This is a genomic window from Bacillus sp. TH25, from assembly GCF_016650935.1.
GTDB lineage: Bacteria > Bacillota > Bacilli > Bacillales > Bacillaceae_G > Bacillus_A > Bacillus_A mycoides.
The window spans coordinates 241,176-264,389 of record NZ_JAEKEU010000039.1 but is presented as its reverse complement, the minus strand read 5'-3'; the positions used below and the strand labels follow the sequence as shown (position 1 = coordinate 264,389).

Genomic DNA, 23,214 nt, shown 5'->3' with positions numbered 1-23,214 from the left:
TTCTTCACGAAGTGTTGACAAACTATCCACTCTCCTCAAATTATGCTTGCTGATATCAATTTCTCCAAGTGGTCTGACCACGAACACTACTACTATAATAATCGAAGTGTAGGGAGATTGTCCATTATATTTTCACAACGACATTTTCGTCACCGACAATTTCACGAAGTGCTCCTAGACATTCTTCACTTGGATGAATCGATAAACTTCGAGATAATTGTACCATTTTATGTTCCTTTTCATAATAAATTAGTACTTTCGTAAAACCTGAATAATCAAACAATATTTTCGTAACTTGATTTACAAGCTTTTTTTCATATTGAGACGGCAATTTCACGTAAACAGACGCTTCTTTCATCCCTTCATAAACATCCATTTCTTCTAGCGGATATAGTCCATTCACGATCCATTGCAACTTATGATTTCTTTGCTCGATCGTACCATCAACTAAAACGATTGCACCTTCTTGTAACCTGTCTGAAAAATGTATATACGTTTCTGGAAAAATAACGGCTTCCATTTCATCATTTTGATCACAGAATGTAATAAACGCCATCTTTTGCAACTTTTTCGTACGAATAACTTTCACACTTGTTATATATACGATCGCTCTTTGTACTTTTTTCTTATGTCGCATCGCCTGAGCAAGAGATGGAATTTCTAATTCTTTTCCTAGTTCCGCATACTGCGCTGTCGGATAGCTAGATAAATAAAAACCGAGTGCTTCCTTCTCTTTATTTAACTGTTCAATAAAGGATAGCTCTTCTCCTTGTACGTATTTTGATTTCGGAACAGCATCCCCTAAATCAAAATCACGTGCAAGATTTGCATACTCCAACGCTCCTTTAAGACTTCTCCATAACGTCGTCCTCGAAACACCAAAACCGTCAAAACAACCAGACCAGACAAACGCTTCTAAATTTCGCTCTGTTACAAATTTTGATGGCATACGAAGACAAAACTCAAATAAATCTTCGAACATTTTTCCCTCTCGTTCTTCGAGTAATGCCGTCACGGTAGCCATTCCGATATTCCGAATCGAAAGTAAACTATATCGAATCGCATTCCCTTCTATTTGGAAGTTGTAACCACTTCTCTGAAGAGACGGCGGTAAAACGTGAAAACCTTTCCGCTTCGTTTCTCGTACATACTGCACAATCTTATCTTCATTTCCAATTGCACTTGATAATAACGCAGTCATAAATTCCAGCGTATAATTTGCTTTTAAATATGCAAGCTGATATCCGATCATACTGTAAGCTACAGCGTGACTTCGGTTAAAACCGTAATTCGCAAATCTTACAATTAAATCATAAATTTGTTCTGAAGATGTCTCATCGTATCCGTTTTCCAAACAACCTTGAACAAAATGCTTACGTTCTTGATCTAAAATATCACGATTCTTTTTACTCACTGCACGGCGCAGCAAATCCGCTTCTCCAAGCGAAAATCCAGCTAACTTCGATGCGATTTGCATAATTTGTTCTTGGTATACAATTACGCCGTATGTTCTTTCTAAAATCGGCTTTAAATCCGGATGTAAATATTCAATTTGTCTTTTCCCATGCTTCGATTCAATAAAGGTTGGAATTTGTTCCATCGGTCCCGGTCTGTATAACGAGTTAACAGCGACTATGTCTTCAAATTCATTCGGTTTTAACCCACGAAGTACATTTCGCATACCACCTGATTCAAGCTGGAATACACCTGTTGTATCCCCTCTTCCTAACAATTGAAACGTCTTTTCATCTTGTAGAGGTAAATTTCTTATATCAATTTGTTTCCCAGTTTTTTCAACAATAAATTTTATAATATTTTCAAGTAACGTTAAATTACGTAAGCCTAAAAAGTCCATCTTGAGCAATCCAAGTTCTTCTAATGCATCAGCTGGATATTGCGTAACATAAACATCGTTATGCCCTTCTTGAATCGCTACACTTCCCGTTAACGGTTCTTGGCTCATAATAACGCCAGCTGCATGAATAGACGTATGACGCGGTAATCCCTCTACACGTTTTGCAATTTCAAACACACGCTCATGTAACAGATTCCCTTGTATAAACTCACGGAGCGATTGCGATTCCTCATATGCATCTCTTAACGTTATACCAAGCTTTGATGGGATAAGTTTTGAAAATATGTCAATATCTCTTGGCAGGAGCCCCATTACACGAGCAATGTCTCTAATTGCGGCTTTCGCTGCAAGAGTTCCGAACGTTACAATTTGAGCAACACGAAGCTGACCATATTTATCTTTCACATATCGAATCATCTCATCACGTCTTATATCTGGAAAATCAATATCAATATCTGGAAGTGTCACACGTTCAGGGTTTAAAAACCTTTCAAATAATAATTCATATTCAATCGGATCAATATCTGTAATTTCCAATACGTAAGAAACGAGTGAACCAGCTGCCGATCCACGGCCTGGCCCAGTTAAAATATGATTTTCATGTGCATATTTCATAAAGTCCCACACGATGAGGAAATAATCGCTAAATCCCATACGAGAAATAACATTTAATTCATGATCCAAACGTCCTATATGCGCTTCTTTCGGCGTACCATAGCGTTTCTGCAAGCCTTCTTCACAAACACGGCGCAAATACGTATCATTCGTCTCGTTAGATGGAACAGGAAATTTCGGTAATTGATTTACATGGAAAGGAATTTCTACTTGGCAACGTTCCGCGATTGTTATTGTATTTTGAACCGCTTCCTCAGCATGAGAAAATAGTGCTCCCATTTCATCCGATGACTTTAAATAATACTGATCCGTTTTCATTCTCGGTCTATCTGGATCAGTCATTTTCGTTCCGCCTTCAACAGATAATAAACATTCATGAACAAGTGCGTCACTTTGATTAATATAGCGAACATCATTTGTTGCAACGACTGGAACGTTTACCTTATTAATAAATTCAGGCAGTTTTTCTTGTAAAAGCAGTTCATCTTGAATTGCATGATGCTGCAAACTTATATAAAAATTGCTGAACATATTTTGATACGTATGAGCTACTTCTTCAGCCTGACTCTCTTTGTCTTCTAATAATAGCTGTTCAATCTCTCCGTCTTTCCCTGGTGAAATTGCAATTAACCCTTTCGCATAATGAGCAAGCCACTTCTTCGGGATACCTTCTTTTGACTTCGTCATAATGCTGCTAGAGATCTTTAATAAATTTTGATAGCCTATTTCATTCTCAGCAAGTAAGACAAGTGGATAAGACCTTTCTTCTTCTTCACTAAAAATAGAAGCTGTTAAGCCGATAATAGGCTGTATACCATTTTTCTTGCATGCTTTATAAAACGGAATAACTCCATACATAACATTTTCATCTGTAATGGCCAGCGATGAAAATCCAAGCTCTTTCGCCCGAATGACAAGCTCATCAATTTTACAAGCACTTTTTAATAAACTAAAAACGGTTTGACATTGTAAATGCACAAACTTCACTGTTGTACCCTCTCTTTACCTATGTGACTACTTTTATTATAGGTGATGAGGAAAGCGGAAATCAAAACATACTTCTCATACTTTGTCCATATATATGAAGAAGAAAGGGGAATGACGATGGATGTAAGAGAACATACTTTTTTCTCTCTGCTTATTATTAGTTATTTTATTGCCTTTGGAGTTATACTTGGTGGTTCATTAATAGGCGGATTTGGTGCATTTCTCATCGGAAAACCAACTCTAACTTATATTAATCAATTCGCCCAAAATTTAAGAATTTGGGCACTCGTTGCAGCAATTGGCGGAACGTTCGATACCTTTTATAGCTTTGAAAGAAGCTTCTTTGGCGGAGATATGAAAGATATCGTAAAACAAATTCTCCTTATTTTTTTTGCAACTGGCGGTATGCAAACTGGTCTTATTATTATTAAATGGCTTACACAGGAACATGTATGAGAGTACCCAGTGCCAATACAGCCAAAAGGTGGTATTTAGTTTTAGCTGGCGCTGCTGTTGGAGGAGTGTTGAGCTGGTTTGTTTTTTTGTACATATACGGTGTTTTTCAAGAAGAACAAACTAGTAAAATAGCAGAACAAAAAGAAATTATCGAAAAACAAGAAGCAAAACTCCACGTCCTTCTCGAAGACCAAGAGAAATTGAACACAGAAAATAAACGGCTCTTAACAATTCAAGAAATCAAAATAAAAATTATAAATCGAAAAAAATACGATTTAGACAATCTTACACTTGAAAACATGACCACTTCTATCCATAATGATCTCCAGCATCTTTTAACGAAAAACATTCAAAGCATCGCAAAAAATAAAGACCTGCTCAAAAAAGTAATCGAAAATAAAACGTACAAACATTACGATCGTATATACCGCTTTAAAGTAGACACAGTCTCTTTTGATACCGTACTTGAAATTAGTATTGATATAGAGAAAGAAAAATAAAAAAAAGGAGGGCTTCAGTGCCTCTCCTTCTCTTTCGTTCAACCTACAATTTTTATCTACACAGCTCACGTAAATCAGCAAACAGGCGATCTGCTTCTTCCCAAGAAGATGCTTTTGCACCAGAAGCCATCGGATGTCCTCCGCCATTATATTGCATTGCTAACTTATTAATAACTGGTCCTTTTGAACGAAGACGAACACGAATAACATCATCTTCCTCTAAAAATAGAACCCATGCCTTTAATCCATCAATATTACCAAGTGCTCCGACAACACCAGATGCTTCAGTAGAAAGTACATCAAACTCTTCTAGTACCTCTTTCGTTAATTTAATGTACGCTGCACCTTCTTCTACCATCGTAAAGTTTTGTAAAATATAACCGTTTAAACGAGCAATTTTTTCTTTCGTTTTATACATTTCATTGTATAAATCTGTGAATTTTACATCCATGTCAACGAGCTCACTTACGTAACGAAGTGTTTTCGCTGTTGTATTTGGGAATAAGAAACGACCTGTATCTCCAACAATACCCGCTAAAATAAGGCGAGCTGCTTCCTTTGAAATCGTTAATCCTTTATCTTTTCCATAACTGTAAAATTCATAAATCATTTCACTTGTAGAACTTGCTGTCGTATCCACCCATGTAATATCTCCGTACGGGTCTTCATTCGGATGATGATCAATTTTAATTAACATCTTTCCTTTTGCATAACGCTGATCACAAACACGCTCTTGGTTCGCTGTATCACACACGATAACAAGTGCATCTTCATATACACTATCTTCAATATCATCCATTACTCGTAAAAACGATAAAGAAGGCTCGTTGTACCCAACCATATAAATATTTTTCTCTGGAAACGATTCTTGCAGAATTGTACCAAGTCCGCACTGAGAACCTAACGCATCTGGATCCGGACGTACATGACGATGAATAATAATTGTATCAAACTCTTTAATTGCTCCTAAAATTTGCTCATGCATATGTATAATCTCCTTTTTATTCAACTTCTTCATTTTATCCCGCATTAACGTGTAGTAAGACTCCCACCTCAAAAGTATTAAAAACAATGGGGCAAAATTAATTTGGAGCCTGGATGCACGTAAAAGCCCGATTGGTGAGGGCTAATAATTAGTACGTGGGATCTCCCCACACTAATTAAAGTTTCACTTTATCCCCCATTATAACGGAAAACATTTCATACATGCGAACAATTGCTTTATAATAAAAATTAGAAAGTTTAGATTTTTCTTTTTTCTAAATTGTTATTTTTATACCAATCGATGGGAGCGTGTATTATGCCAGTATTCGTCTTTTGTATTATCATCTCATTTGTGTTGTACCTCTTCTACAAAACAAAATTCTTTCGTACAAACCGTCCAATGGAGAAAGGTTGGCTCTCTGGAAAATCCGCAATGGCACTCGGCTTATTCGTCCTCTTCTTTGGGATAAACCAATTCTTTTTAGAACTTTCAACTGCACGCATTATCGTTGGTGTTTTGTTTATTTTACTTGGCAGCGCGAGTACATTTAATGGATTCCGCCAATATAAACATTTTCTACCATTAGCAGTCAAAGAAGCCGAATCTTATAAAACAACGTAAAAAAAGCATCAACATTGTGATGCTTTTTTACGTCCCTTCACTTTCAAAATCATATATGCAACAAACGCAGATGGTATATTAAAGGGATTACCTTGCACGTGAAAATGTAATTGTTCTTCTCCAAAAGACATCTGTTTGTATAGTTCTTGCTGAGATAATCCTGTTCGTTTCTTTTTTTCATTTAATCCTTGTAAGTATAAGTATTGAATTGGTATCATCACAAGGAAATAAAAGAGTGCGATACCACCAAAAAAGAGTAATTCTGATGACATAATGCATCCCCCTTCCGACATCCATTATCTTACAATCTAATTATATCATAGTATACAATCTAAGTGAATTAATATTCTGTTTTTTCTAATTATACATTCATCTCTCCTTATATATATATTTCCCGCTAAAACTCTTCCACATCTTTAACAACAGCTTCCAAACCCAATAAAACAAAAAAGATGGAACAAACCAAAGCGATTTGTTCCATCTTTTTATTTATCGATCAATTGCACCATAAGTAATGCTTTCCCGACAACATTACCTTCATGATGCACTTCTACATCAATCTTACCAAATTTACGCCCAATTTCTAATACTTTCGGATGAACTGATACAACATTATCAATTTGAACTGGCTTAACGAAATAAATGGTTAAGTTTTCAACAATTAAATCGCTCTTCTTCTGCGCACGAATGACACGGTTTGTTGCTTCTGTCACAATTGTTGTGAATACACCGTAAGATAACGTCCCGATTGAATTCGTCATTTGTGGCGTCACTGAAAATTGATACAAATGCTCATTTTTCGCTTCTTTCGGCGTCATAAATTGGTTCGTTACAATATCATCAATTGTTTCCCCAACTTGCGGTTGACGTTGAATCATTTGCAGCGCCTGAAGTACATCTTGGCGACTAATGATCCCTTGCAATTTATTCCCTTCTTCCACAACAGGAAGTAACTCAATACCTTCCCATACCATCATACGTGCTGCAGCTGCGACAGACATTTTTCCGTTTACCGTAATTGGATGCTTTGTCATCACTTTATCAATTGGTGTTTCTTTCACGACACCAATCATATCTTTTGAAGTTACAATACCTAACACCTTTTTATTTTCATCAACAATTGGATAACGTCCATGCATCGTTTCTTCATTGTACTCATGCCATTTCTGCACTATGTCACTAGGCTTTAAATATAGTGTTTCTTCAATTGGTGTTAAAATATCTTCAACTAGTACAATTTCTTTCTTAATAAGTTGATCATAAATTGCACGGTTAATTAACGTTGCGACCGTAAATGTATCATAACTACTCGAAATAATTGGCAATTTCAATTCATCTGCTAACTTTTTCACATGCTCTTCTGTATCAAATCCACCTGTAATTAATACAGCAGCCCCTGTTTCTAATGCTAATTGATGTGCGTTCGTACGGTTACCGATAATAAGTAAGTTCCCTGCTTCTGTATAGCGCATCATCGCTTCTAATTTCATAGCCCCGATTACGAATTTATTTAATGTTTTATGTAGCCCTTCTCTGCCTCCAAGTACTTGACCATCGACAATGTTAACGACTTCTGCATATGTCAGTTTTTCGATATTCTCTTTCTTCTTTTGTTCAATTCGAATTGTTCCGACACGTTCAATTGTACTAACATATCCTTTATTTTCTGCGTCTTTAATTGCACGGTAAGCTGTCCCTTCACTTACACTCAAATCTTTCGCAATTTGCCGCACAGAAATTTTATGCCCTACCGGCAGGCTATTAATATGTTCTAAAATTTGATTATGTTTGGTAGCCAAATGGTTTCACCATACTTTCTTTTCCCTAAATTCTTCATGTGTTGTATTTTCAGTATACTATATTTTCAAAACTGTTACACTCTCTCTTTATATGCCTGTACCATTTTTTTTATAACAAAATACCCCTTACATTCCACCAGTCATTCTATTACAACAATGTAATGGTATTGTCATCTCGTTCGATAGTTTGTCCAGACGCTTCAATATACAATTAAGACAAGAAATGAAACAAAGGAGCGAATACATTATGAAAAAAATTTTAGAGGTTGTAGGTGCTGTATTTTTAGCTTTCGTAGATGGAAAAAAAGTTGCAATGGAGTTGAATGAAACACCCAAACAGCCACGTACAAAACGAGAAGAATCAGCTAAACAAATACAGACTTTAAAAACTGTACTACACACATAAAAAACCCTTCACTTGTCATTTCAAATGAAGGGTTTCTTTTTTATAGTGTAATACTTTCTCCAGCTTCTAATACTTTCCCTGTACAATTTTGTAGCTTTCCTACAAATTGATATGGATCTTGTTCAATAACTGGGAACGTATTGTAATGCATCGGTACAACTGTTTTCGCCTCTATCCATTTTGATGCTAACACAGCATCTTCTGGCCCCATTGTGAAATTATCGCCAATTGGTAAAAATGCTAAATCAATATTATTCATTTCTCCAATTAACTTCATATCAGAGAATAAAGCAGTATCTCCTGCATGATATACCGTTTTCTCCTCTGCTGTAAACAAAATACCAGCTGGCATACCTGTATATGTAATCGTCTTATTTTCTTCATCAATATAACTAGAGCCGTGGAATGCTTGAGTAAATTTCACTTTTCCAAAGTCAAATTCATGTGAACCACCAATATGCATTGGATGTGTATTTACACCTTGCCATCCTAAAAATGTTGCTAGTTCAAACGGTGCTACAACAACTGCATTATTTTTCTTCGCAAGCTCTACTGTATCTCCAACATGATCACCATGACCGTGAGATAAAAGAATTGCATCCACTTTTACATCTTCAGCTTTTAAATCTGTTGTCGGATTTCCTGTTAAAAATGGGTCAATTAAAATAACTTTGCCATTCGTTTCAATCTTTACAACTGAATGCCCGTGATACGATACTTTCATCTTTACATTCCTCCCCTATTCACATTCTCACTTTTTATTCTACATGATTTCTCAATTCCCTGTCTTTTCTAACATCGATTTACTTGTCATAACGCTTTCCTCCGATGTAAAGTTATATTTGTAATTAAATATCTCGGGGGTGCCAATCGATGAATGCTAGATTAGAAAATTTAATGCAATGGCTAAAAGAAAAAAACGTAGAAGCTGCGTTCTTAACTTCTACACCAAACGTTTTCTACATGACAAACTTCCACTGTGAACCACATGAAAGACTACTTGGTATGTTTGTATTCCAAGAAAAAGAGCCTATTTTAATTTGTCCTAAAATGGAAGAAGGCCAAGCGCGTAACGCTGGCTGGGCACATGAAATTATCGGATTTACTGATACGGACAAACCATGGGATATGATTGCAAAGGCAATTAAAGATCGTGGTATTGATGCAAATGCAGTTGCAATTGAAAAAGAACATTTAAACGTAGAACGTTACGAAGAATTAACAAAGTTATTCCCAAATGCAGCTTTCAAATCAGCTGAAGAGAAAGTTCGCGAGCTTCGCTTAATTAAAGACGAAAAAGAACTTTCTATTTTACGTGAAGCAGCTAAAATGGCAGATTATGCTGTTGAAGTTGGTGTAAATGCAATTAAAGAAAATCGTAGTGAGCTAGAAGTATTAGCAATTATTGAGCATGAATTAAAAACAAAAGGCATCCATAAAATGTCATTCGATACGATGGTATTAGCAGGTGCAAACTCTGCTCTTCCACACGGTATTCCAGGTGCAAACAAAATGAAACGCGGCGATTTCGTACTATTTGATTTAGGTGTAATCATTGAAGGTTATTGCTCTGACATTACACGTACAGTAGCATTCGGTGAACTTTCTGAAGAACAAACTCGCATTTACAACACTGTACTTGCTGGACAATTACAAGCAGTTGAAGCATGTAAACCAGGCGTTACATTTGGTGCTATCGATAATGCTGCTCGTTCTGTTATCGCAGATGCAGGTTACGGAGACTTCTTCCCACACCGACTTGGTCACGGACTTGGAATTAGCGTACACGAATATCCAGATGTAAAAGAAGGCAATGAATCTCTATTAAAAGAAGGTATGGTCTTCACAATCGAGCCAGGTATTTACGTACCAAACGTAGGCGGCGTTCGTATTGAAGATGATATTTACATCACAAAAGACGGATCAGAAATCTTAACGAAATTCCCGAAAGAATTACAATTTGTGAAATAATAAAAAAGGTAGCGTGATCGCTACCTTTTTTATTATTTACGCTTTAAAACTATCTTCTCTTCATACTTATCATCCCATTTAATCACAACCTCTATCGGTTCATCTTTAGATAAAGGTGCACAACTTACACAAGAAGATTTCATTTCAATCCTTGCTCCTTTATGAATTTCTGACGTTTGTGTCATTGTACTAAACGCTTCATTAATAGCAATCTCTAAATTCTTCAATTCTGTATTTCCATCTCCGCCCTTATACTGAAACGTAAACATTCCATCTTCACTGTCATCCTTAATATGACCTTTATATTGCCCCGTCCAACTTTTACTCTCGCTAGAAAAAGTAACATACGAAATCGAACAACTTCCTAAAAAGAAAATACTAGTAAAAAAGAATAATGCTCTCTTCATAATACCCCCCATTCAAAAGCACTTATTTCTTGTCTATTTCTTCTTCTCATTATACTATTAATATACAGAATTTTCTAAAATAGGAGGATTTATATGTTACAACAACAGTTAGAAGAAATTCGTGATAATAATTACGTAATCAATGGTGCACTCAATATTGATTCTTTAAGTTCAAGTATGCTTCAACATATCGGTGTTACTGATAGCTATTTAAGGGACAAACTCATTTACTCTACTTTTTATCATCTAATCAAGAAGGACTATATTTCACACACCCACTTACAGAAACTATTATCAGAAAGCATCAGTGAAAAATATTTATTTTATAAGATTCATTCGGATGACGACGATGCTGTATTTACCCGTGCATTTACAACATTATTAATCGCACTCATTATTGATGCTGATACAAATCATAATTTCTTATCACAGACTGATATTTTAAATGTAAAAGATAAATTAATTCTATATATGAACAAAGAACAGGATTTCCGTGGGTATGTACAAGACCAAGGCTGGGCACATAGTATCGCTCATGCTTCCGATACATTTGAGGCACTTGTTAATAATCCTAAACTGGAAACTTCACATTACGAAGAAATACTACAAACTTTATTAAACAAAGTTTGTGTCCATTCCATTTATTACAAATATGAAGAAGATGAGCGTCTCGTTTATCCGATTGTCGTAATGCTGCAAAATGGCCTAGAGGAAGAAGTACTCATATTAGCCCTTCGTGATCTAGTAGCTCAATTACAAGTTCAAAAACCGACACTACATATTGACTCGTATGAATTTCTATACGGAAATATAAAATCTTTCTTGCGCAGCTTATTTTTCAAATTACGTACAATGTCTATATGTAAAAAAACTGAACGTGAAGTTGAAAAATTACTACAAGAACTTCATAAATATTATTACTAAAAAAGAAGGCCACTCAAAAAGTGCCTTCTTCTATCTCACTAATATTTATTTGAAATTTCACAATCCAAACTGAGAAAAGGTGGACAAGAAGCGCAAACGCCATACATGCTCCACTTAAAAAAGTTAATATAGGATGCGAATACACGTGCCCTAAACCATAGGATATCACCACGAGAAATATTGTTATGTAAATATAAATTGCTCCATGTATTTGCTTCATATTAGCCTCCTTTTCCCATATTATAACATAAATTTTCTGATTATTCACATTAATTAACTGTAATTAATATTTCTCCACTGTTACACCTCTAACAGCCGCCTTAATATATGGTACTCCTTGTAAACCTTGTAAATCCTCTGTTTTTCCAGTTACGACTACTCCGTATATTGGTATGTCTTTTGGTTTCGTGTTTTTTATTTCTTTATAATATTGTTCAAAATAATCACTTGGTATACCTTCACTATTTTTTGCTAAATACTTCATTTGGTATAGAAATTCTTTTGAGTTTATTGTTATATCGTTTTTCATATCTTCTTTCCCTTTTGAATAACTTCCTTCAAATCCAAAAACATTTTTTGCCATTTCCGCATTTAATATCGCACCATCTTTAGGATCTTTTAACCCTACATAAAAATCGCTTTTCTTTTCATTATATGTATCTACCCAAAACCAAACTGGCTGTACACTTTTGGGAAGCATCTCAGTAATTTGTTCAGCTGTATACGATTTATCAAAAGATAAGGCTACTTCTGCAACTTTATTTTGCAAATTCCTGATATTTTCCAGATCATCCACATAATTTTTATAAGTAACGAAAGGTAAATAAAACCTCATTTCTCTTTGCATTGTTTGTACATTATAATCTGGTATGGTAACAGCCCCTCCCCCCCTTTTCTCCTCATCTAGACTAACAAGTTCACCATTGTAGTGCTTCATACTATAACCCCAGATACCTGATTCATATATATCATTTATCCATTTTACTGGTTGACCGGCTATATTTTTATAAGAGTTGTATATTACTGTACTTCCTGTCATACCGAGACTTAAATACATGCTTCCGCTGAAACGGATATTAGGGCCTTGAACCTTATGTAGTGCATTCATTTCTCTTTCCATTTTTCTAAACGTTTGCTGAGAAAAATACGCTGCTCCCAAAAACAAACTTACTATAACAATAATGGACGCACAAATAGAAATAAGCCAGTTTCGCCAAAGCTGCTTCCTCTTCGCTCTCTTCATCAAAGTCTTCATCTGCTTATCATCCATATTCAAATCAAAGTCCTTCCGACTCATCATTTCTCCTCCTATACAATTTTTTAAATTGATTTCTTGCACGGTACAAACTTGTTTTCACTGTTTCTTCTTTCATACTTAATAAAATGGCAATTTCCTTATAAGATAGTTCATATTCATATTTCAACAGTAAAATATGACGATAATCCTCCGTCATCGTCTCCAGTATTTCTTGTACTTCTCCTTGCAGTTCACTTGTTAAAAGCACTTCATCTAATGACTTTTGACCAATAAGAACGACCGATTCAATCGCAATTGGATTTAGTCTTTTTTCTTTTCGGTGTAAATCTCGGTGCTGATTGATCGCAACTCTAAATAGCCACGGTGTTAAATGCTCTAACGGTATTTCCTCCATAAGCAATAAAGCCTTATACAACGTATCTTGCACAATATCTTCCGCTTCTTTTCTATCTGCTCCAATCTTAATTAAGTATCCAAACACAGCTTTTGATTTCTCTATTAATAATGTTTCAAAAGTATCATGGCTCATTCTGCTCTCCTTTCTATATACTCAACGTTTGAGAGCGTAAAATGTATACAGCTTTTCTTTAAAATTTTTTTCAAAATAAAAAGCACATCTATTTTGATGTGCTTCTCTCCAACATACTATTCTATTATTTCATTACTTCCTTCACAACATCTTGAATCATAACAACTTCTGTTTCCATATCAACAGACGGTGTTTCTTCATCAATACATTCATACCAAAACGCTAAGTGCTTTTTATCAATTTCATGATGAGAATTTTCGACAAGAGCCCCGCCTTCTCCTTGCACAGAATACCAATATAAGTACTCTTCTCCATCTCTTATTTCCCGGAAAATTGTCTCTACATACATCTTTTCGTCGTTTAATGTCAAAAGCACTTCTTTCATATTATCATTAAGAAGCTGCATCCATTCATCTACGCGATGACTTTTACCTGGCTTGACTTTGAATCTTGTTAATTCTACGTTCATCTTTTATTCCCCCATTTTCTTGCGGACAAACAAAACATATTCTACTGGATTATGGAAGCTTAATTTACTAGCTAATTTTTGTGAGGGAATGTTATCTACATTACAATCCCAGCATGGTGTAATATGATTTTGTATACACTGTTCAATGAAACGTGTTGCGACAGCTTGAGCTAACCCTTTCCCTTGATGTGCTTCATGTGTTGCAATATCAATTTCAGCAAAACCATTCCCGCTAAATATTGAGACGCATTCGGCTACAATCATCCTATCTTGTTCTATACAAAAACCAAATCCGTTATTTAAAAACACGTCTTTTGATCCCCAATATTCTTTGTAATAATCCTCTGTAAATTCATTACTTCGTTCTATATCACTTTTATCAATACGTTTAATTTCATATGTATTTTTGTTTAATTCTATTTTTCTATCTTCAAAAACTTCTCTTTGAAATTGAAATGTCATTCGTGGGATTTTCCGAAATGCATTACTAAAGCACTCTTCAATCATCATTTCCCACTCTTCACTCGAAGTGAACAGTGTAAATCGTTTCTCTGTTTTTTCAATGGCTGTTTTTATATACGAAAATAAATCTTCGTTATAACTTTGGTCTCGAGTGTCACCAAACAAATAATAAATACCATTAGTGGTGACGATTAGTCCTGCTGTTAACTTCTCATTTATAAAAATCTCACCATTTATATTTTGATTACAAACTGCATACGCAAAAGTTGTTGTTCGGTGGTTCCCTTCTAAAAGAGGAATTACTTTATCGTATTCTTCAATCTGTAACCTTCTCATACGCCCTCCACAATTACTGTATCCGCCTCTACATTTTCAAAACAAAGATTTACCGTTCTCTCCAATGCTCTCGTCCTATGAATTGTACCTGCTGAAATTAAAATAGAATCATTCGGCTTTAAAACTGCTGTCTCTCTATCTTGAAAATCGATAAGTAATTCTCCCTCTAACACAATGAATAATTCATCCGAATTAGAATGGTAGTGCCAATCATATTCACCAGTAAATACAGCAATTCGTAAGCAATGACTATTTACATTTGAAACGACGAAGTTTTTATGTTGTTCTTGAATGTCCGTTGTTAATTCTAATAAATTCACAGTTTCCATCTTTCGTCCCACCCTTTCATTAGTCGTTCTTCTGAAAAACTAATTTAGTCTCCACCACCTCCGCAATCTCCTCCACCATCACTTGAACTGCTACAATCGTTGCTACTGTAATCACCAAATCCGCTTGATGAGCTTGAATCGGATGAAGATTTTTTTCTTCTTTTTCTATCTTTTTTACTTTCATGACTAGGCCACACTTTATCAAATAATATAAAGAATAAGAATCCTTCTACCATAACAAGTGTAACGCCAAAAATACCTTCAATAACATTAGGGGTTATCCCAAAATTTTTAACCATCCCACATAAAAACACGCAAAAAATCACATACAAGAACATACAAATATACCGAAATGTTTTTTCTATCATAATGACTACTTTTTTTGAAAGAGGTATGTTCTGTTCCTGTTTTTTCTTTATATACTTTTGTCTTTTAGCTTGCTTTTTCTTCCTATTTTTACTCCCCATTGAATCCCCTCTATCGACTTTCATTTTTCATTTAATTCCAAATTATCACAAAAAACAACATCATAACAAGCTATATTTCACGTAAAGTTTTGTTTACTTTTTGTAAGGTTTTATTTACTTATTACCTAAAAATGGATATTATAAAAGTAACAAATTTACAAAAAGGAGACTTTGTATATTTGATTAAAAATAAAGTGAAACAATTCCGCGTCGTTAGAGACATCACCCAAGAACAATTAGCTTCCTCTGTTCAAATCACTAGACAATCCCTCATCGCTATCGAGAAGAATAAATACAACCCGAGTTTAGAATTAGCATTGAAATTATGTGAGTTTTTCGGCTGCAAAGTAGAAGATTTATTTCAATTAGACAAAACTGGGGAGGAAAAAGAATGAAAAATACTTTTAATCAAGAGTTCATTTCGCATCTTACCATTTTATTGTTAGGTTCAACTTTTCTTTATTTCAATAATAATGATGAAGAAAAGATTAGTTCTGTCCTTCTATTCACTGGCGTATACATACTCTTAGCCTTAATACTATTCGTAGTGAAACGAATATTCTTTAAGAAAAAAAAGAACGATTCCGAGAAATATCCATTACCTGAGATGGATGAAAGAATCGAGAAGATGAGTTTAAAACTTATGGCGCAAATTTTCGGTCTCTCTCATTTAATCGGTTCTGCGATACTATTTATTTTATATATCACTGACAAAAATTCGATGATACGAGTTGAGTATGCCTTGTATTACTTGTTCGGTATTCTTTTCTTTACAATGATGTTCGGATTGAGAATTGTAAAGAAATTAGATAATTAATTTAAACAAAAAGACCCTTCCTACAAAGGAAGGGTCTTTATTTTATTTCTATTATGATAAAGCAGGAGCTTTTTCAAGAAGCTCTTTTGCATCTGCATATTGTAAGCTGTGCGCTTCTGCAACTGCTTCGAATGTTACGTAGCCATCTAATGTGTTAATACCTTTTAATAATGCAGTGTTGCCTAGGCAAGCTTCTTTGTAGCCTTTGTTAGCAATTTGTACTGCATATGGTACTGTTACGTTTGTTAATGCAAGAGTTGATGTACGTGGCACCGCACCTGGCATATTTGCAACTGCATAATGAACAACACCATGTTTCTCATAAGTTGGGTTGTCATGAGTTGTAATACGGTCAGTTGTTTCGAAAATACCACCTTGGTCAATCGCGATATCTACAACGACAGAACCTGGTTCCATTGATTGAATCATTTCTTCTGTTACAAGTTTTGGCGCTTTTGCACCTGGGATTAATACTGCACCGATTACAAGATCAGATTCTCTTACAGCTTCTGCAATGTTATACGGGTTAGACATTAACGTTTTTACTTGGTTTCCGAAAATGTCATCTAATTGACGAAGACGTTCTGCACTTAAGTCGATGATTGTTACATCTGCACCTAAACCTACTGCAATTTTCGCTGCGTTTGTACCAGCTTGACCACCGCCGATAATTGTTACTTTACCGCGTTTCACCCCTGGAACACCTGCAAGTAAAATACCTTTACCACCTTTGTTTTTCTCAAGGAACTGTGCACCGATTTGCGCAGACATACGACCAGCTACTTCACTCATTGGTGCAAGTAATGGTAAAGAACGATTGTCTAATTGTACTGTTTCGTATGCAATTGATACCACTTTGTTATCAATTAATGCTTTTGTTAATTCTGGCTCTGGAGCTAAGTGTAAGTATGTGAATAAAATTAAACCTTCGCGGAAATAACCGTATTCACTTTCAACTGGCTCTTTTACCTTCATAACCATATCTTGATTCCATGCTTCTTCAGCAGTTTCAACAAGTTTCGCACCAGCTTGTACGTATTCTTCATCTGTAAAGCCTGATCCTACACCTGATCCTTTTTGAACAAAAACTTCATGACCATTTTGTACTAAATGTACAGCTCCCGCTGGCGTCATTGCCACGCGGTTTTCATTGTTTTTAATTTCTGTTGGAATACCGATACGCATTATTAGTTCCCCCTTGAGTTATGAAATGACCCCTGAATCATTTTTTAAAGCGCTTTCTATACTCTTATATTCTAACATAATATCTCAATATTTGACAAAAAAATAATACAAGTTTTCCGATAGATTTAATCTTACATGAAAGGACAGTATTATCCGTACCTCTCAGTATAAAGGATAAACTGTCCAATTATTCGAAACTTCACTTTATTTAATTCTATCGATGTCTATGAATAACATCAACAGCGCCTGTTACTTCAATAATCGTGCCAGTAATCATATCAGAATCGTCCTCACATAAAAACGAAATGGTTCTTGCGATATCTTCCCCTGTTCCAGATCTACCAATTGGTGTGTTACTACCTTTCAGATTTCGTGCTTCTTCAATCGTTGCCTCTTTCATTTCACCAATTATATCACCAGGACATACCATATTCGCAGTAATACCGTATTCAGCTTCTTCGTATGCGACTGTTTTCGTTAAAGAAACAAGTCCGACTTTCGCAGCTGCAAAGGCTGAACGATAAATCCATCCAGGCGCGCTATCTGCCCCTTGAAATCCATAGTTAATAATACGGCCAAATTGCTGGTTTCTCATAATCGGTACGACAAGTTTTAATAAATGAAACACCGCTGTTAAATTACCCTGGATCATTTCATTCCATTCGCCTTCTTCGTAATCGACTAATTTTTTCCTTTCAAATACGTAAGGACCAGCATTATTAATTAAGAAGTCAATTTTGCCAAAACGGCTCATCGCTTCTTCTACTATTTTATGTAAATCTTCCTTTTTCGTGACATCAGCTTGCACGAACTGTAGACGTTCTTCCATATTTTTATATGTTTCTTTCATTGTTTCCATAGCACTTGTATCGCTATGATATGTTACTGTTACTGAATATCCTTTATCCAATAACTTTTCTGTTACTTGCTTTCCTAAACCTTTCGTACCGGCTGTAATGAGCGCGTGTCTCACAAACATGCCTCCTTTTAAATTGCTATACTCCATATGTAACAAGTTCTCGCCTCAATTACAACTAAAATGAATTAAGGCAAAGTTTTCAAAATTCTGTAACGTTTCCGACAAGCACATTACCAAAATTTGTTTTATAATAAAGTTGTAAACGGTAATAAAAATGATTGGGAGGAATTTACTATGAATAATACATATACAAATATTTTAATTGCGGTGGACGGTTCTAAAGAAGCAGAAAAAGCCTTTAAAAAAGCAATTCAAGTTGCAAAACGAAACAACGCAACATTAACAATTGCTCATATCGTTGATGTAAAAGCATACTCAGCAGTAGAGGCTTATAGCCGCGCAATTGCTGAACGTGCAAATCTATTTGCAGAAGACTTATTAGAAGACTACAAAAAAACTGCGCTTGAAGCTGGTCTTGAAAAAGTGGAAACTGTATTAGAATTTGGTAATCCTAAATCTAAAATTTCAAAAGAAATCGCTCCAAACCATAAAGTGGATTTAATTATGTGTGGTGCAACTGGTTTAAATGCTGTAGAACGTTTCCTAATTGGTAGCGTCTCTGAACATATTATTCGCTATGCGAAATGCGATGTCCTTGTTGTTCGTGGTGACGAGGAGCAAGGTGATCTTTAATTTATAAATAAAACACCAAGTCCACATAGGCTTGGTGTTTTTCATTTCACAAACTTCACTATAAATACAAGACAAGCTACAACAACAACGGTACCTGCCAACACATACGGCGGAAGGAATTTCAAAGACCATAGCGCCATCATTATCGTCGCAACAGTTAAGTACGTTTGCTTTGCATCTTCTGTCATTTTTTTACGAAGTAAGAAAACATACACATAACCAATTGGCGGCGTAATGAAGCAAAGAACATATATAATTTTTGATTTTAAATACCACTTTTGTTCCCCAAGTTTCTTTATGCCTTCTTCTATTCTCTTACTCTCTTGTTCTCTCACTTCTTCTTCAATCGGATCTTCCTCTTCTCTTCTAAATTCTCCACCTAATATATGTAATTCTTCCTGTGTAGTATCGTTGAGTTTAGACACAAAATGGGTTATCCTTCCACACAATCCATATGGAAGGATAACCCATTTTCGGATTTTATTCATTTCCTTAACTTGATGGCTATGTGCCCTATAAGGATGCTTATTTTATCATTTTAATCTTTTCTCAATTTCAAGTGTCGGGAAATAATCACCAAACTCATTTGTTTCCTTTTCATTACGATTCATACTAATACTTCCTAACTGGTTAGGGGTTCTGAAACCATAAAAAATTAAAAAATCATTCTTCAACTAAACTCCCCTTATATACAGATTTTTGACCGTATTTATCATAAATAAAGAAACAAAGGTAAAGGGTACACCATATCAATGTTTTGTGTTTGATACTGTATATAACTGCTTTAATAGTTTAAATACATTTTTTAGAAATAGACGGACAAAATATATGTGTTTAGAAAAGGAGGATGCTACATGGATGATTATGAACGCATTATTTTAGATGTGAATGGGAAAGAAATCGAAATGTTAGATATGATTCGCGAGCATTTTAAAGAAAAACATGGTGTTGAACTAAGTCACGGTGCATTGCTTCGAGATTTAATGGATATTGAATACATTCGGATTACGGAAGATCGACACAAGTATGATTAATCGATGAAACTTTAAGCCTAGAACATATTGCTCTAGGCTTAATTAAATCCATAAAAAAAGGTAAGGTACTTTCTAAAAAAGCACCTTACCTTCTATATCATATATCATTTAACTTCCAACAAACTCTATTGCTAACCCCTTCGCTTTCTCCAAAGCTTTTTCAATTTGCTCAAACCCTGTCCCACCAGCACTGTTACGGCGCTTTACAGCTGCATAAGGTGAAAGAACTTCATATAAATCTTCTTCAAATAACTGACTCATTTCTTTATACGTTTCAAGTGGTACATCTAATAAATAGATTCCTTTTTGCGTACAATGAAGAACTAGTTTCCCGACAATTTCATGAGCTTGACGGAACGGCAGTCCCTTGCTTGCTAAATAGTCGGCAATTTCTGTTGCGTTAGAGAAGTCTTGCGTCACAGCTTGCCCCATTTTTTCTTTGTTTACAGTCATCGTTTCAAGCATGCCTGCCATAATATGAAGGCATCCTTCTACTGTTTTCACTGTATCAAACATTCCTTCTTTATCTTCTTGTAAGTCTTTATTGTAAGCGAGCGGCAATCCTTTCATTACTGTAAGTAAACTGAATAAATTACCGTATACTCTGCCAGTTTTACCACGAATAAGTTCCGCCATATCCGGATTTTTCTTCTGCGGCATAATACTGCTTCCTGTTGCGTATTGATCGCTCATTTCAATAAATTGAAATTCTTGACTACTCCATAAAATAAGTTCTTCGCAAAAGCGTGATAAGTGCATCATAAGCATAGATGAGTTACTTAAAAACTCCAGTATGAAATCACGATCACTTACCGCATCTAAACTATTTTCATAGATTCCATTAAATCCAAGAAGCTCCGCACTATATTCTCGGTCAATCGGGAATGTTGTACCAGCTAGTGCTCCTGCTCCTAACGGTGAAATGTTAATACGCTTTAACGAATCTTCATAACGATTCACATCGCGCTCTAACATCCAAAAGTAAGCAAGAATATGATGCGCAAATGAAATCGGCTGTGCACGTTGCAAGTGCGTATAGCCGGGCATAATTGTTTCAATGTTATTTTCCGCTTGATGAACAAGAACAATTTGCAATTGTTTTGTAGCTTTTATAATATCTTCTACTTTTTCTTTTAAATACAAATGCATATCTGTCGCTACTTGATCGTTACGGCTTCGGCCTGTATGAAGTTTCCCTCCTACTTCACCGATTCTTTCAATTAACATCTTTTCAATATTTAAATGAATGTCCTCAGCCTCGACTGAGAAATTCAATTTATTTTGTTTCGCTTCCTCTAGTAAATATTGAAGCCCTATCTTTATTTTCTCTGCTTCTTCTTTCGTAACAATGCCTTGCTTTGCTAACATCGTTACGTGTGCGATACTCCCTTTTATATCTTGATTTACTAATTGTTGATCAAAGGAGATGGATGCTCCAAACTCTTCAACCCACGCTTCCGCTTCTTCTGTAAAACGTCCGCCCCAAAGTTTGCTCACGCTTCCACCTTCTTTTGATTCACTTGACTGTATACTTTCGTAGGTAAACCGAATAATGAAATGAATCCAACTGCTGCATCATGATTAAATTCATCCTGGGCAGTATACGTTGCTAATTTTTCATCGTATAAAGAGTACTCAGATTTACGCCCTTCTACAATCGCATGACCTTTAAATAATTTCACACGTACTGTACCTGTTACATTTTTTTGCGTTTCTTGTAAGAAAGCATTGAGCGCTTGTTTTAAAGGTGAGAACCATAAACCGTTATAAATTAATTCTGTTAGTTTTTGCTCAATCATCGGTTTGAAATGAGCAACCTCTTTCACAAGTGTTAAATCTTCAAGTTCTTTATGCGCTGTTATTAATGTCATTGCTGCTGGGCATTCATATACTTCACGAGATTTAATACCGACAAGGCGATTTTCTACATGGTCGATACGTCCAACGCCATGTTTGCCAGCAAGTGCATTTAACGTTTTAATTAGTTCTGAAAGTGAATATGCAGTGCCGTTTAAAGTCGTCGGTACTCCTGCTTCAAATCCGATTTCTACAAACTCTGGTTTATTCGGTGTATCTTCTAATGCTAATGTCATCTCGTATGCTTCTTCTGGCGGCGCTGCCCATGGATCTTCTAAAATTCCACATTCGTTGCTGCGTCCCCATAAGTTTTGATCGATTGAAAACGGGCTATCTAAATTAATTGGAATCGGTATATCATTTTCTTTTGCATATGCAATTTCTTCTTCACGTGACCATTTCCATTCACGTACAGGCGCAATAACTTCTAAATATGGATTCAACGCTTGAATAGAAACTTCAAAACGAACTTGGTCATTCCCTTTCCCTGTACATCCATGTGCAACTGCACTTGCGCCTTCCTGCTCTGCAATTTCTACTAATTTTTTTGCAATAAGCGGACGAGATAATGCAGAGACAAGAGGATATTTCCCTTCGTATAACGTGTGAGCTTGCATCGCTATCAATGCATATTCATTCGCATATTCTTCTTGAACATCAATCATATACGATTTAATTGCACCTACTGAAAGTGCTTTTTCTTTTACAAACGCTAAGTCTTTACCTTCCCCTAGATCTAAGCAAAGCGCGATAATATCATAATTCTTCTCTTGTAACCATTTAATTGCAACGGAAGTATCAAGACCTCCGGAATATGCTAATACAACTTTTTTCTTCTCCATTTTGCATCCCCCTAAAGAATAAATATTCATCTTTTATTATAATAATCCAAACTTTATCACCTTTCATAAAATGAATCAAGGGGAATTTATAAAATTTTTTCAAACAATTTCGTCGAACTTCTTTCTTTTTTTATGTAAAATAGAGGAAGGAAAATGGAGGGGTGTCTATGAAAAAGTATTTTATATACAATGAACATCTAGGAATTGAAGTACCGAGCATACAAAAAAAATGGGAAGACATCTCTGAACAAGCGCAGCATTCTATTTTATTAAAATGGGAGCAAGTTCGCGGAAAAATACCTGATCGCATAAAGGAACTTGAGCACCATATTAACGCTAAACAACACCACTTAAATAACGAAGAAGACTTCGAAATTTCTTGCAAGCTAAATTCAGAAATTGCCGATCTTGCTTCAATTATTAACGATCTTTGGCTTTGGTATCGTCTAACCCAAAACGTATCTGAGGGAAAAGCACACCAATGAAAAAAG

29 protein-coding genes and 1 pseudogene are annotated in these 23,214 nt (G+C 35.4%); 11 read left to right on the top strand and 19 right to left on the bottom strand.

Annotated features, from left to right (window positions below; all coding sequences use genetic code 11):
- Window positions 1-124 precede the first annotated feature (124 nt).
- Window positions 125-3,457, bottom strand: coding sequence for a DNA polymerase III subunit alpha (gene dnaE, locus JFT89_RS25250; RefSeq protein ID WP_201040881.1), 3,333 nt, complete (start codon window positions 3,455-3,457; stop codon window positions 125-127).
- 42 nt (window positions 3,458-3,499) lie between these two features.
- Between dnaE and JFT89_RS25245 the strand changes: the two genes are divergently transcribed.
- Complete coding sequence (locus JFT89_RS25245) at window positions 3,500-3,913, top strand: YtrH family sporulation protein (protein WP_002015507.1); 414 nt, start codon at window positions 3,500-3,502, stop codon at window positions 3,911-3,913.
- On the top strand, window positions 3,910-4,413 hold the full coding sequence (ytrI, locus tag JFT89_RS25240) for a sporulation membrane protein YtrI (RefSeq protein WP_002088948.1): 504 nt from the start codon (window positions 3,910-3,912) through the stop codon (window positions 4,411-4,413). The genes JFT89_RS25245 and ytrI overlap by 4 nt, the downstream gene beginning before the upstream one ends.
- Window positions 4,414-4,465: 52 nt before the next feature.
- On the opposite strand, the gene JFT89_RS25235 is transcribed toward ytrI, so the two are convergent.
- A complete protein-coding gene (locus tag JFT89_RS25235; protein WP_002167586.1) occupies window positions 4,466-5,398 on the bottom strand; it encodes a DHH family phosphoesterase in 933 nt (310 codons plus the stop codon).
- Between the two features lie 315 nt (window positions 5,399-5,713).
- Here JFT89_RS25235 and JFT89_RS25230 point away from each other — a divergent pair, with 315 nt between their 5' ends.
- The gene (locus tag JFT89_RS25230; protein ID WP_002088950.1) at window positions 5,714-6,019 is read left to right on the top strand and encodes a YtpI family protein; all 306 of its coding nucleotides are present in this window, start codon (window positions 5,714-5,716) and stop codon (window positions 6,017-6,019) included.
- 8 nt (window positions 6,020-6,027) lie between these two features.
- Here the strand turns inward: JFT89_RS25230 and JFT89_RS25225 are convergent, their stop codons facing one another.
- Window positions 6,028-6,291, bottom strand: a complete 264-nt coding sequence (locus JFT89_RS25225) for a DUF3949 domain-containing protein (protein ID WP_002034294.1) — start codon at window positions 6,289-6,291, stop codon at window positions 6,028-6,030.
- A 213-nt stretch (window positions 6,292-6,504) separates the two neighbouring features.
- On the bottom strand, window positions 6,505-7,818 hold the full coding sequence (locus JFT89_RS25220; protein ID WP_002067504.1) for a DRTGG domain-containing protein: 1,314 nt from the start codon (window positions 7,816-7,818) through the stop codon (window positions 6,505-6,507).
- Window positions 7,819-8,065: 247 nt separating this feature from the next.
- Here JFT89_RS25220 and JFT89_RS25215 point away from each other — a divergent pair, with 247 nt between their 5' ends.
- Complete coding sequence (locus tag JFT89_RS25215) at window positions 8,066-8,224, top strand: hypothetical protein (protein WP_201040878.1); 159 nt, start codon at window positions 8,066-8,068, stop codon at window positions 8,222-8,224.
- 40 nt (window positions 8,225-8,264) lie between these two features.
- Here JFT89_RS25215 and JFT89_RS25210 read toward each other — a convergent pair whose 3' ends face one another.
- Window positions 8,265-8,948, bottom strand: a complete 684-nt coding sequence (locus JFT89_RS25210; RefSeq protein ID WP_033707666.1) for a metal-dependent hydrolase — start codon at window positions 8,946-8,948, stop codon at window positions 8,265-8,267.
- Between the two features lie 149 nt (window positions 8,949-9,097).
- On the opposite strand from JFT89_RS25210, the gene pepQ reads away from it, so the two are divergent.
- Entirely contained in the window at window positions 9,098-10,195 is a 1,098-nt protein-coding gene (pepQ, locus tag JFT89_RS25205) for a Xaa-Pro dipeptidase (protein WP_002067500.1), read from the top strand.
- Window positions 10,196-10,227: 32 nt separating this feature from the next.
- Here the strand turns inward: pepQ and JFT89_RS25200 are convergent, their stop codons facing one another.
- Complete coding sequence (locus JFT89_RS25200) at window positions 10,228-10,602, bottom strand: hypothetical protein (RefSeq protein WP_033707217.1); 375 nt, start codon at window positions 10,600-10,602, stop codon at window positions 10,228-10,230.
- Window positions 10,603-10,695: 93 nt separating this feature from the next.
- On the opposite strand from JFT89_RS25200, the gene JFT89_RS25195 reads away from it, so the two are divergent.
- Window positions 10,696-11,526 (top strand): DUF2785 domain-containing protein, encoded by an 831-nt coding sequence (locus JFT89_RS25195; RefSeq protein WP_002067496.1) that lies wholly within the window; start codon window positions 10,696-10,698, stop codon window positions 11,524-11,526.
- A gap of 13 nt (window positions 11,527-11,539) precedes the next feature.
- Here the strand turns inward: JFT89_RS25195 and JFT89_RS25190 are convergent, their stop codons facing one another.
- The 7 genes from JFT89_RS25190 to JFT89_RS25160 form a co-directional block, all read right to left on the bottom strand.
- Window positions 11,540-11,746, bottom strand: coding sequence for a hypothetical protein (locus tag JFT89_RS25190; protein ID WP_033707216.1), 207 nt, complete (start codon window positions 11,744-11,746; stop codon window positions 11,540-11,542).
- 63 nt (window positions 11,747-11,809) lie between these two features.
- Window positions 11,810-12,823 carry an anti sigma factor C-terminal domain-containing protein gene (locus tag JFT89_RS25185; protein ID WP_016096012.1) on the bottom strand — a complete coding sequence of 338 codons (1,014 nt, stop codon included), beginning with the start codon at window positions 12,821-12,823 and terminating at the stop codon, window positions 11,810-11,812.
- Window positions 12,804-13,313, bottom strand: a complete 510-nt coding sequence (locus JFT89_RS25180; protein WP_002067489.1) for an RNA polymerase sigma factor — start codon at window positions 13,311-13,313, stop codon at window positions 12,804-12,806. The genes JFT89_RS25185 and JFT89_RS25180 overlap by 20 nt, the downstream gene beginning before the upstream one ends.
- A gap of 124 nt (window positions 13,314-13,437) precedes the next feature.
- A complete protein-coding gene (locus JFT89_RS25175) occupies window positions 13,438-13,782 on the bottom strand; it encodes a DUF6176 family protein (protein WP_002067488.1) in 345 nt (114 codons plus the stop codon).
- Between the two features lie 3 nt (window positions 13,783-13,785).
- Window positions 13,786-14,580 carry a GNAT family N-acetyltransferase gene (locus tag JFT89_RS25170; RefSeq protein ID WP_201040876.1) on the bottom strand — a complete coding sequence of 265 codons (795 nt, stop codon included), beginning with the start codon at window positions 14,578-14,580 and terminating at the stop codon, window positions 13,786-13,788.
- Window positions 14,577-14,909, bottom strand: coding sequence for a cupin domain-containing protein (locus JFT89_RS25165; protein ID WP_201040874.1), 333 nt, complete (start codon window positions 14,907-14,909; stop codon window positions 14,577-14,579). The genes JFT89_RS25170 and JFT89_RS25165 overlap by 4 nt, the downstream gene beginning before the upstream one ends.
- Window positions 14,910-14,953: 44 nt before the next feature.
- A complete protein-coding gene (locus JFT89_RS25160) occupies window positions 14,954-15,376 on the bottom strand; it encodes a hypothetical protein (RefSeq protein WP_002088964.1) in 423 nt (140 codons plus the stop codon).
- A 131-nt stretch (window positions 15,377-15,507) separates the two neighbouring features.
- On the opposite strand from JFT89_RS25160, the gene JFT89_RS25155 reads away from it, so the two are divergent.
- Together JFT89_RS25155 and JFT89_RS25150 are read left to right on the top strand one after the other, a co-directional pair.
- The gene (locus JFT89_RS25155; RefSeq protein ID WP_002067482.1) at window positions 15,508-15,771 is read left to right on the top strand and encodes a helix-turn-helix transcriptional regulator; all 264 of its coding nucleotides are present in this window, start codon (window positions 15,508-15,510) and stop codon (window positions 15,769-15,771) included.
- Window positions 15,768-16,193 carry a hypothetical protein gene (locus JFT89_RS25150; RefSeq protein WP_016096007.1) on the top strand — a complete coding sequence of 142 codons (426 nt, stop codon included), beginning with the start codon at window positions 15,768-15,770 and terminating at the stop codon, window positions 16,191-16,193. Before JFT89_RS25155 ends, JFT89_RS25150 begins: the two co-directional genes overlap by 4 nt.
- Window positions 16,194-16,244: 51 nt before the next feature.
- Here the strand turns inward: JFT89_RS25150 and ald are convergent, their stop codons facing one another.
- Together ald and JFT89_RS25140 are read right to left on the bottom strand one after the other, a co-directional pair.
- Window positions 16,245-17,378 carry an alanine dehydrogenase gene (gene ald, locus JFT89_RS25145; protein ID WP_002015529.1) on the bottom strand — a complete coding sequence of 378 codons (1,134 nt, stop codon included), beginning with the start codon at window positions 17,376-17,378 and terminating at the stop codon, window positions 16,245-16,247.
- A gap of 214 nt (window positions 17,379-17,592) precedes the next feature.
- Window positions 17,593-18,384 (bottom strand): SDR family oxidoreductase, encoded by a 792-nt coding sequence (locus JFT89_RS25140; protein WP_002067562.1) that lies wholly within the window; start codon window positions 18,382-18,384, stop codon window positions 17,593-17,595.
- A 147-nt stretch (window positions 18,385-18,531) separates the two neighbouring features.
- On the opposite strand from JFT89_RS25140, the gene JFT89_RS25135 reads away from it, so the two are divergent.
- The gene (locus JFT89_RS25135) at window positions 18,532-18,990 is read left to right on the top strand and encodes a universal stress protein (protein ID WP_001066676.1); all 459 of its coding nucleotides are present in this window, start codon (window positions 18,532-18,534) and stop codon (window positions 18,988-18,990) included.
- Between the two features lie 41 nt (window positions 18,991-19,031).
- On the opposite strand, the pseudogene JFT89_RS25130 reads toward JFT89_RS25135, so the two are convergent.
- Both JFT89_RS25130 and JFT89_RS25125 read right to left on the bottom strand, forming a co-directional pair.
- A pseudogene (locus JFT89_RS25130) lies at window positions 19,032-19,364 on the bottom strand (hypothetical protein); the annotation flags it as partial.
- A 159-nt stretch (window positions 19,365-19,523) separates the two neighbouring features.
- Window positions 19,524-19,664, bottom strand: a complete 141-nt coding sequence (locus JFT89_RS25125; RefSeq protein ID WP_201041033.1) for a hypothetical protein — start codon at window positions 19,662-19,664, stop codon at window positions 19,524-19,526.
- A gap of 180 nt (window positions 19,665-19,844) precedes the next feature.
- Between JFT89_RS25125 and JFT89_RS25120 the strand changes: the two genes are divergently transcribed.
- Window positions 19,845-20,024, top strand: coding sequence for a hypothetical protein (locus JFT89_RS25120; protein ID WP_002129390.1), 180 nt, complete (start codon window positions 19,845-19,847; stop codon window positions 20,022-20,024).
- A 108-nt stretch (window positions 20,025-20,132) separates the two neighbouring features.
- On the opposite strand, the gene argH is transcribed toward JFT89_RS25120, so the two are convergent.
- Window positions 20,133-21,521, bottom strand: a complete 1,389-nt coding sequence (gene argH, locus JFT89_RS25115; protein ID WP_201040872.1) for an argininosuccinate lyase — start codon at window positions 21,519-21,521, stop codon at window positions 20,133-20,135.
- Window positions 21,518-22,723, bottom strand: a complete 1,206-nt coding sequence (locus JFT89_RS25110; RefSeq protein WP_002129394.1) for an argininosuccinate synthase — start codon at window positions 22,721-22,723, stop codon at window positions 21,518-21,520. The genes argH and JFT89_RS25110 overlap by 4 nt, the downstream gene beginning before the upstream one ends.
- Window positions 22,724-22,890: 167 nt before the next feature.
- Between JFT89_RS25110 and JFT89_RS25105 the strand changes: the two genes are divergently transcribed.
- Window positions 22,891-23,208: a hypothetical protein gene (locus tag JFT89_RS25105; RefSeq protein WP_002067550.1), complete on the top strand. Its 318-nt coding sequence runs from the start codon at window positions 22,891-22,893 to the stop codon at window positions 23,206-23,208.
- Window positions 23,209-23,214 lie beyond the last annotated feature (6 nt).

What these genes read in the sequence shown, in the direction of transcription:
- ytrI (WP_002088948.1), top strand. Translation starts at nt 3,910, where the DNA reads ATGAGAGTACCCAGTGCCAATACAGCCAAAAGGTGGTATTTAGTTTTA.
- JFT89_RS25235 (WP_002167586.1), bottom strand. Translation starts at nt 5,398, where the DNA reads ATGCATGAGCAAATTTTAGGAGCAATTAAAGAGTTTGATACAATTATT.
- JFT89_RS25230 (WP_002088950.1), top strand. Translation starts at nt 5,714, where the DNA reads ATGCCAGTATTCGTCTTTTGTATTATCATCTCATTTGTGTTGTACCTC.
- JFT89_RS25225 (WP_002034294.1), bottom strand. Translation starts at nt 6,291, where the DNA reads ATGTCATCAGAATTACTCTTTTTTGGTGGTATCGCACTCTTTTATTTC.
- JFT89_RS25215 (WP_201040878.1), top strand. Translation starts at nt 8,066, where the DNA reads ATGAAAAAAATTTTAGAGGTTGTAGGTGCTGTATTTTTAGCTTTCGTA.
- JFT89_RS25210 (WP_033707666.1), bottom strand. Translation starts at nt 8,948, where the DNA reads ATGAAAGTATCGTATCACGGGCATTCAGTTGTAAAGATTGAAACGAAT.
- pepQ (WP_002067500.1), top strand. Translation starts at nt 9,098, where the DNA reads ATGAATGCTAGATTAGAAAATTTAATGCAATGGCTAAAAGAAAAAAAC.
- JFT89_RS25200 (WP_033707217.1), bottom strand. Translation starts at nt 10,602, where the DNA reads ATGAAGAGAGCATTATTCTTTTTTACTAGTATTTTCTTTTTAGGAAGT.
- JFT89_RS25195 (WP_002067496.1), top strand. Translation starts at nt 10,696, where the DNA reads ATGTTACAACAACAGTTAGAAGAAATTCGTGATAATAATTACGTAATC.
- JFT89_RS25190 (WP_033707216.1), bottom strand. Translation starts at nt 11,746, where the DNA reads ATGAAGCAAATACATGGAGCAATTTATATTTACATAACAATATTTCTC.
- JFT89_RS25185 (WP_016096012.1), bottom strand. Translation starts at nt 12,823, where the DNA reads ATGAGTCGGAAGGACTTTGATTTGAATATGGATGATAAGCAGATGAAG.
- JFT89_RS25180 (WP_002067489.1), bottom strand. Translation starts at nt 13,313, where the DNA reads ATGAGCCATGATACTTTTGAAACATTATTAATAGAGAAATCAAAAGCT.
- JFT89_RS25175 (WP_002067488.1), bottom strand. Translation starts at nt 13,782, where the DNA reads ATGAACGTAGAATTAACAAGATTCAAAGTCAAGCCAGGTAAAAGTCAT.
- JFT89_RS25170 (WP_201040876.1), bottom strand. Translation starts at nt 14,580, where the DNA reads ATGAGAAGGTTACAGATTGAAGAATACGATAAAGTAATTCCTCTTTTA.
- JFT89_RS25165 (WP_201040874.1), bottom strand. Translation starts at nt 14,909, where the DNA reads ATGGAAACTGTGAATTTATTAGAATTAACAACGGACATTCAAGAACAA.
- JFT89_RS25160 (WP_002088964.1), bottom strand. Translation starts at nt 15,376, where the DNA reads ATGGGGAGTAAAAATAGGAAGAAAAAGCAAGCTAAAAGACAAAAGTAT.
- JFT89_RS25155 (WP_002067482.1), top strand. Translation starts at nt 15,508, where the DNA reads ATGGATATTATAAAAGTAACAAATTTACAAAAAGGAGACTTTGTATAT.
- JFT89_RS25150 (WP_016096007.1), top strand. Translation starts at nt 15,768, where the DNA reads ATGAAAAATACTTTTAATCAAGAGTTCATTTCGCATCTTACCATTTTA.
- ald (WP_002015529.1), bottom strand. Translation starts at nt 17,378, where the DNA reads ATGCGTATCGGTATTCCAACAGAAATTAAAAACAATGAAAACCGCGTG.
- JFT89_RS25140 (WP_002067562.1), bottom strand. Translation starts at nt 18,384, where the DNA reads ATGGAGTATAGCAATTTAAAAGGAGGCATGTTTGTGAGACACGCGCTC.
- JFT89_RS25135 (WP_001066676.1), top strand. Translation starts at nt 18,532, where the DNA reads ATGAATAATACATATACAAATATTTTAATTGCGGTGGACGGTTCTAAA.
- JFT89_RS25120 (WP_002129390.1), top strand. Translation starts at nt 19,845, where the DNA reads ATGGATGATTATGAACGCATTATTTTAGATGTGAATGGGAAAGAAATC.
- JFT89_RS25110 (WP_002129394.1), bottom strand. Translation starts at nt 22,723, where the DNA reads ATGGAGAAGAAAAAAGTTGTATTAGCATATTCCGGAGGTCTTGATACT.
- JFT89_RS25105 (WP_002067550.1), top strand. Translation starts at nt 22,891, where the DNA reads ATGAAAAAGTATTTTATATACAATGAACATCTAGGAATTGAAGTACCG.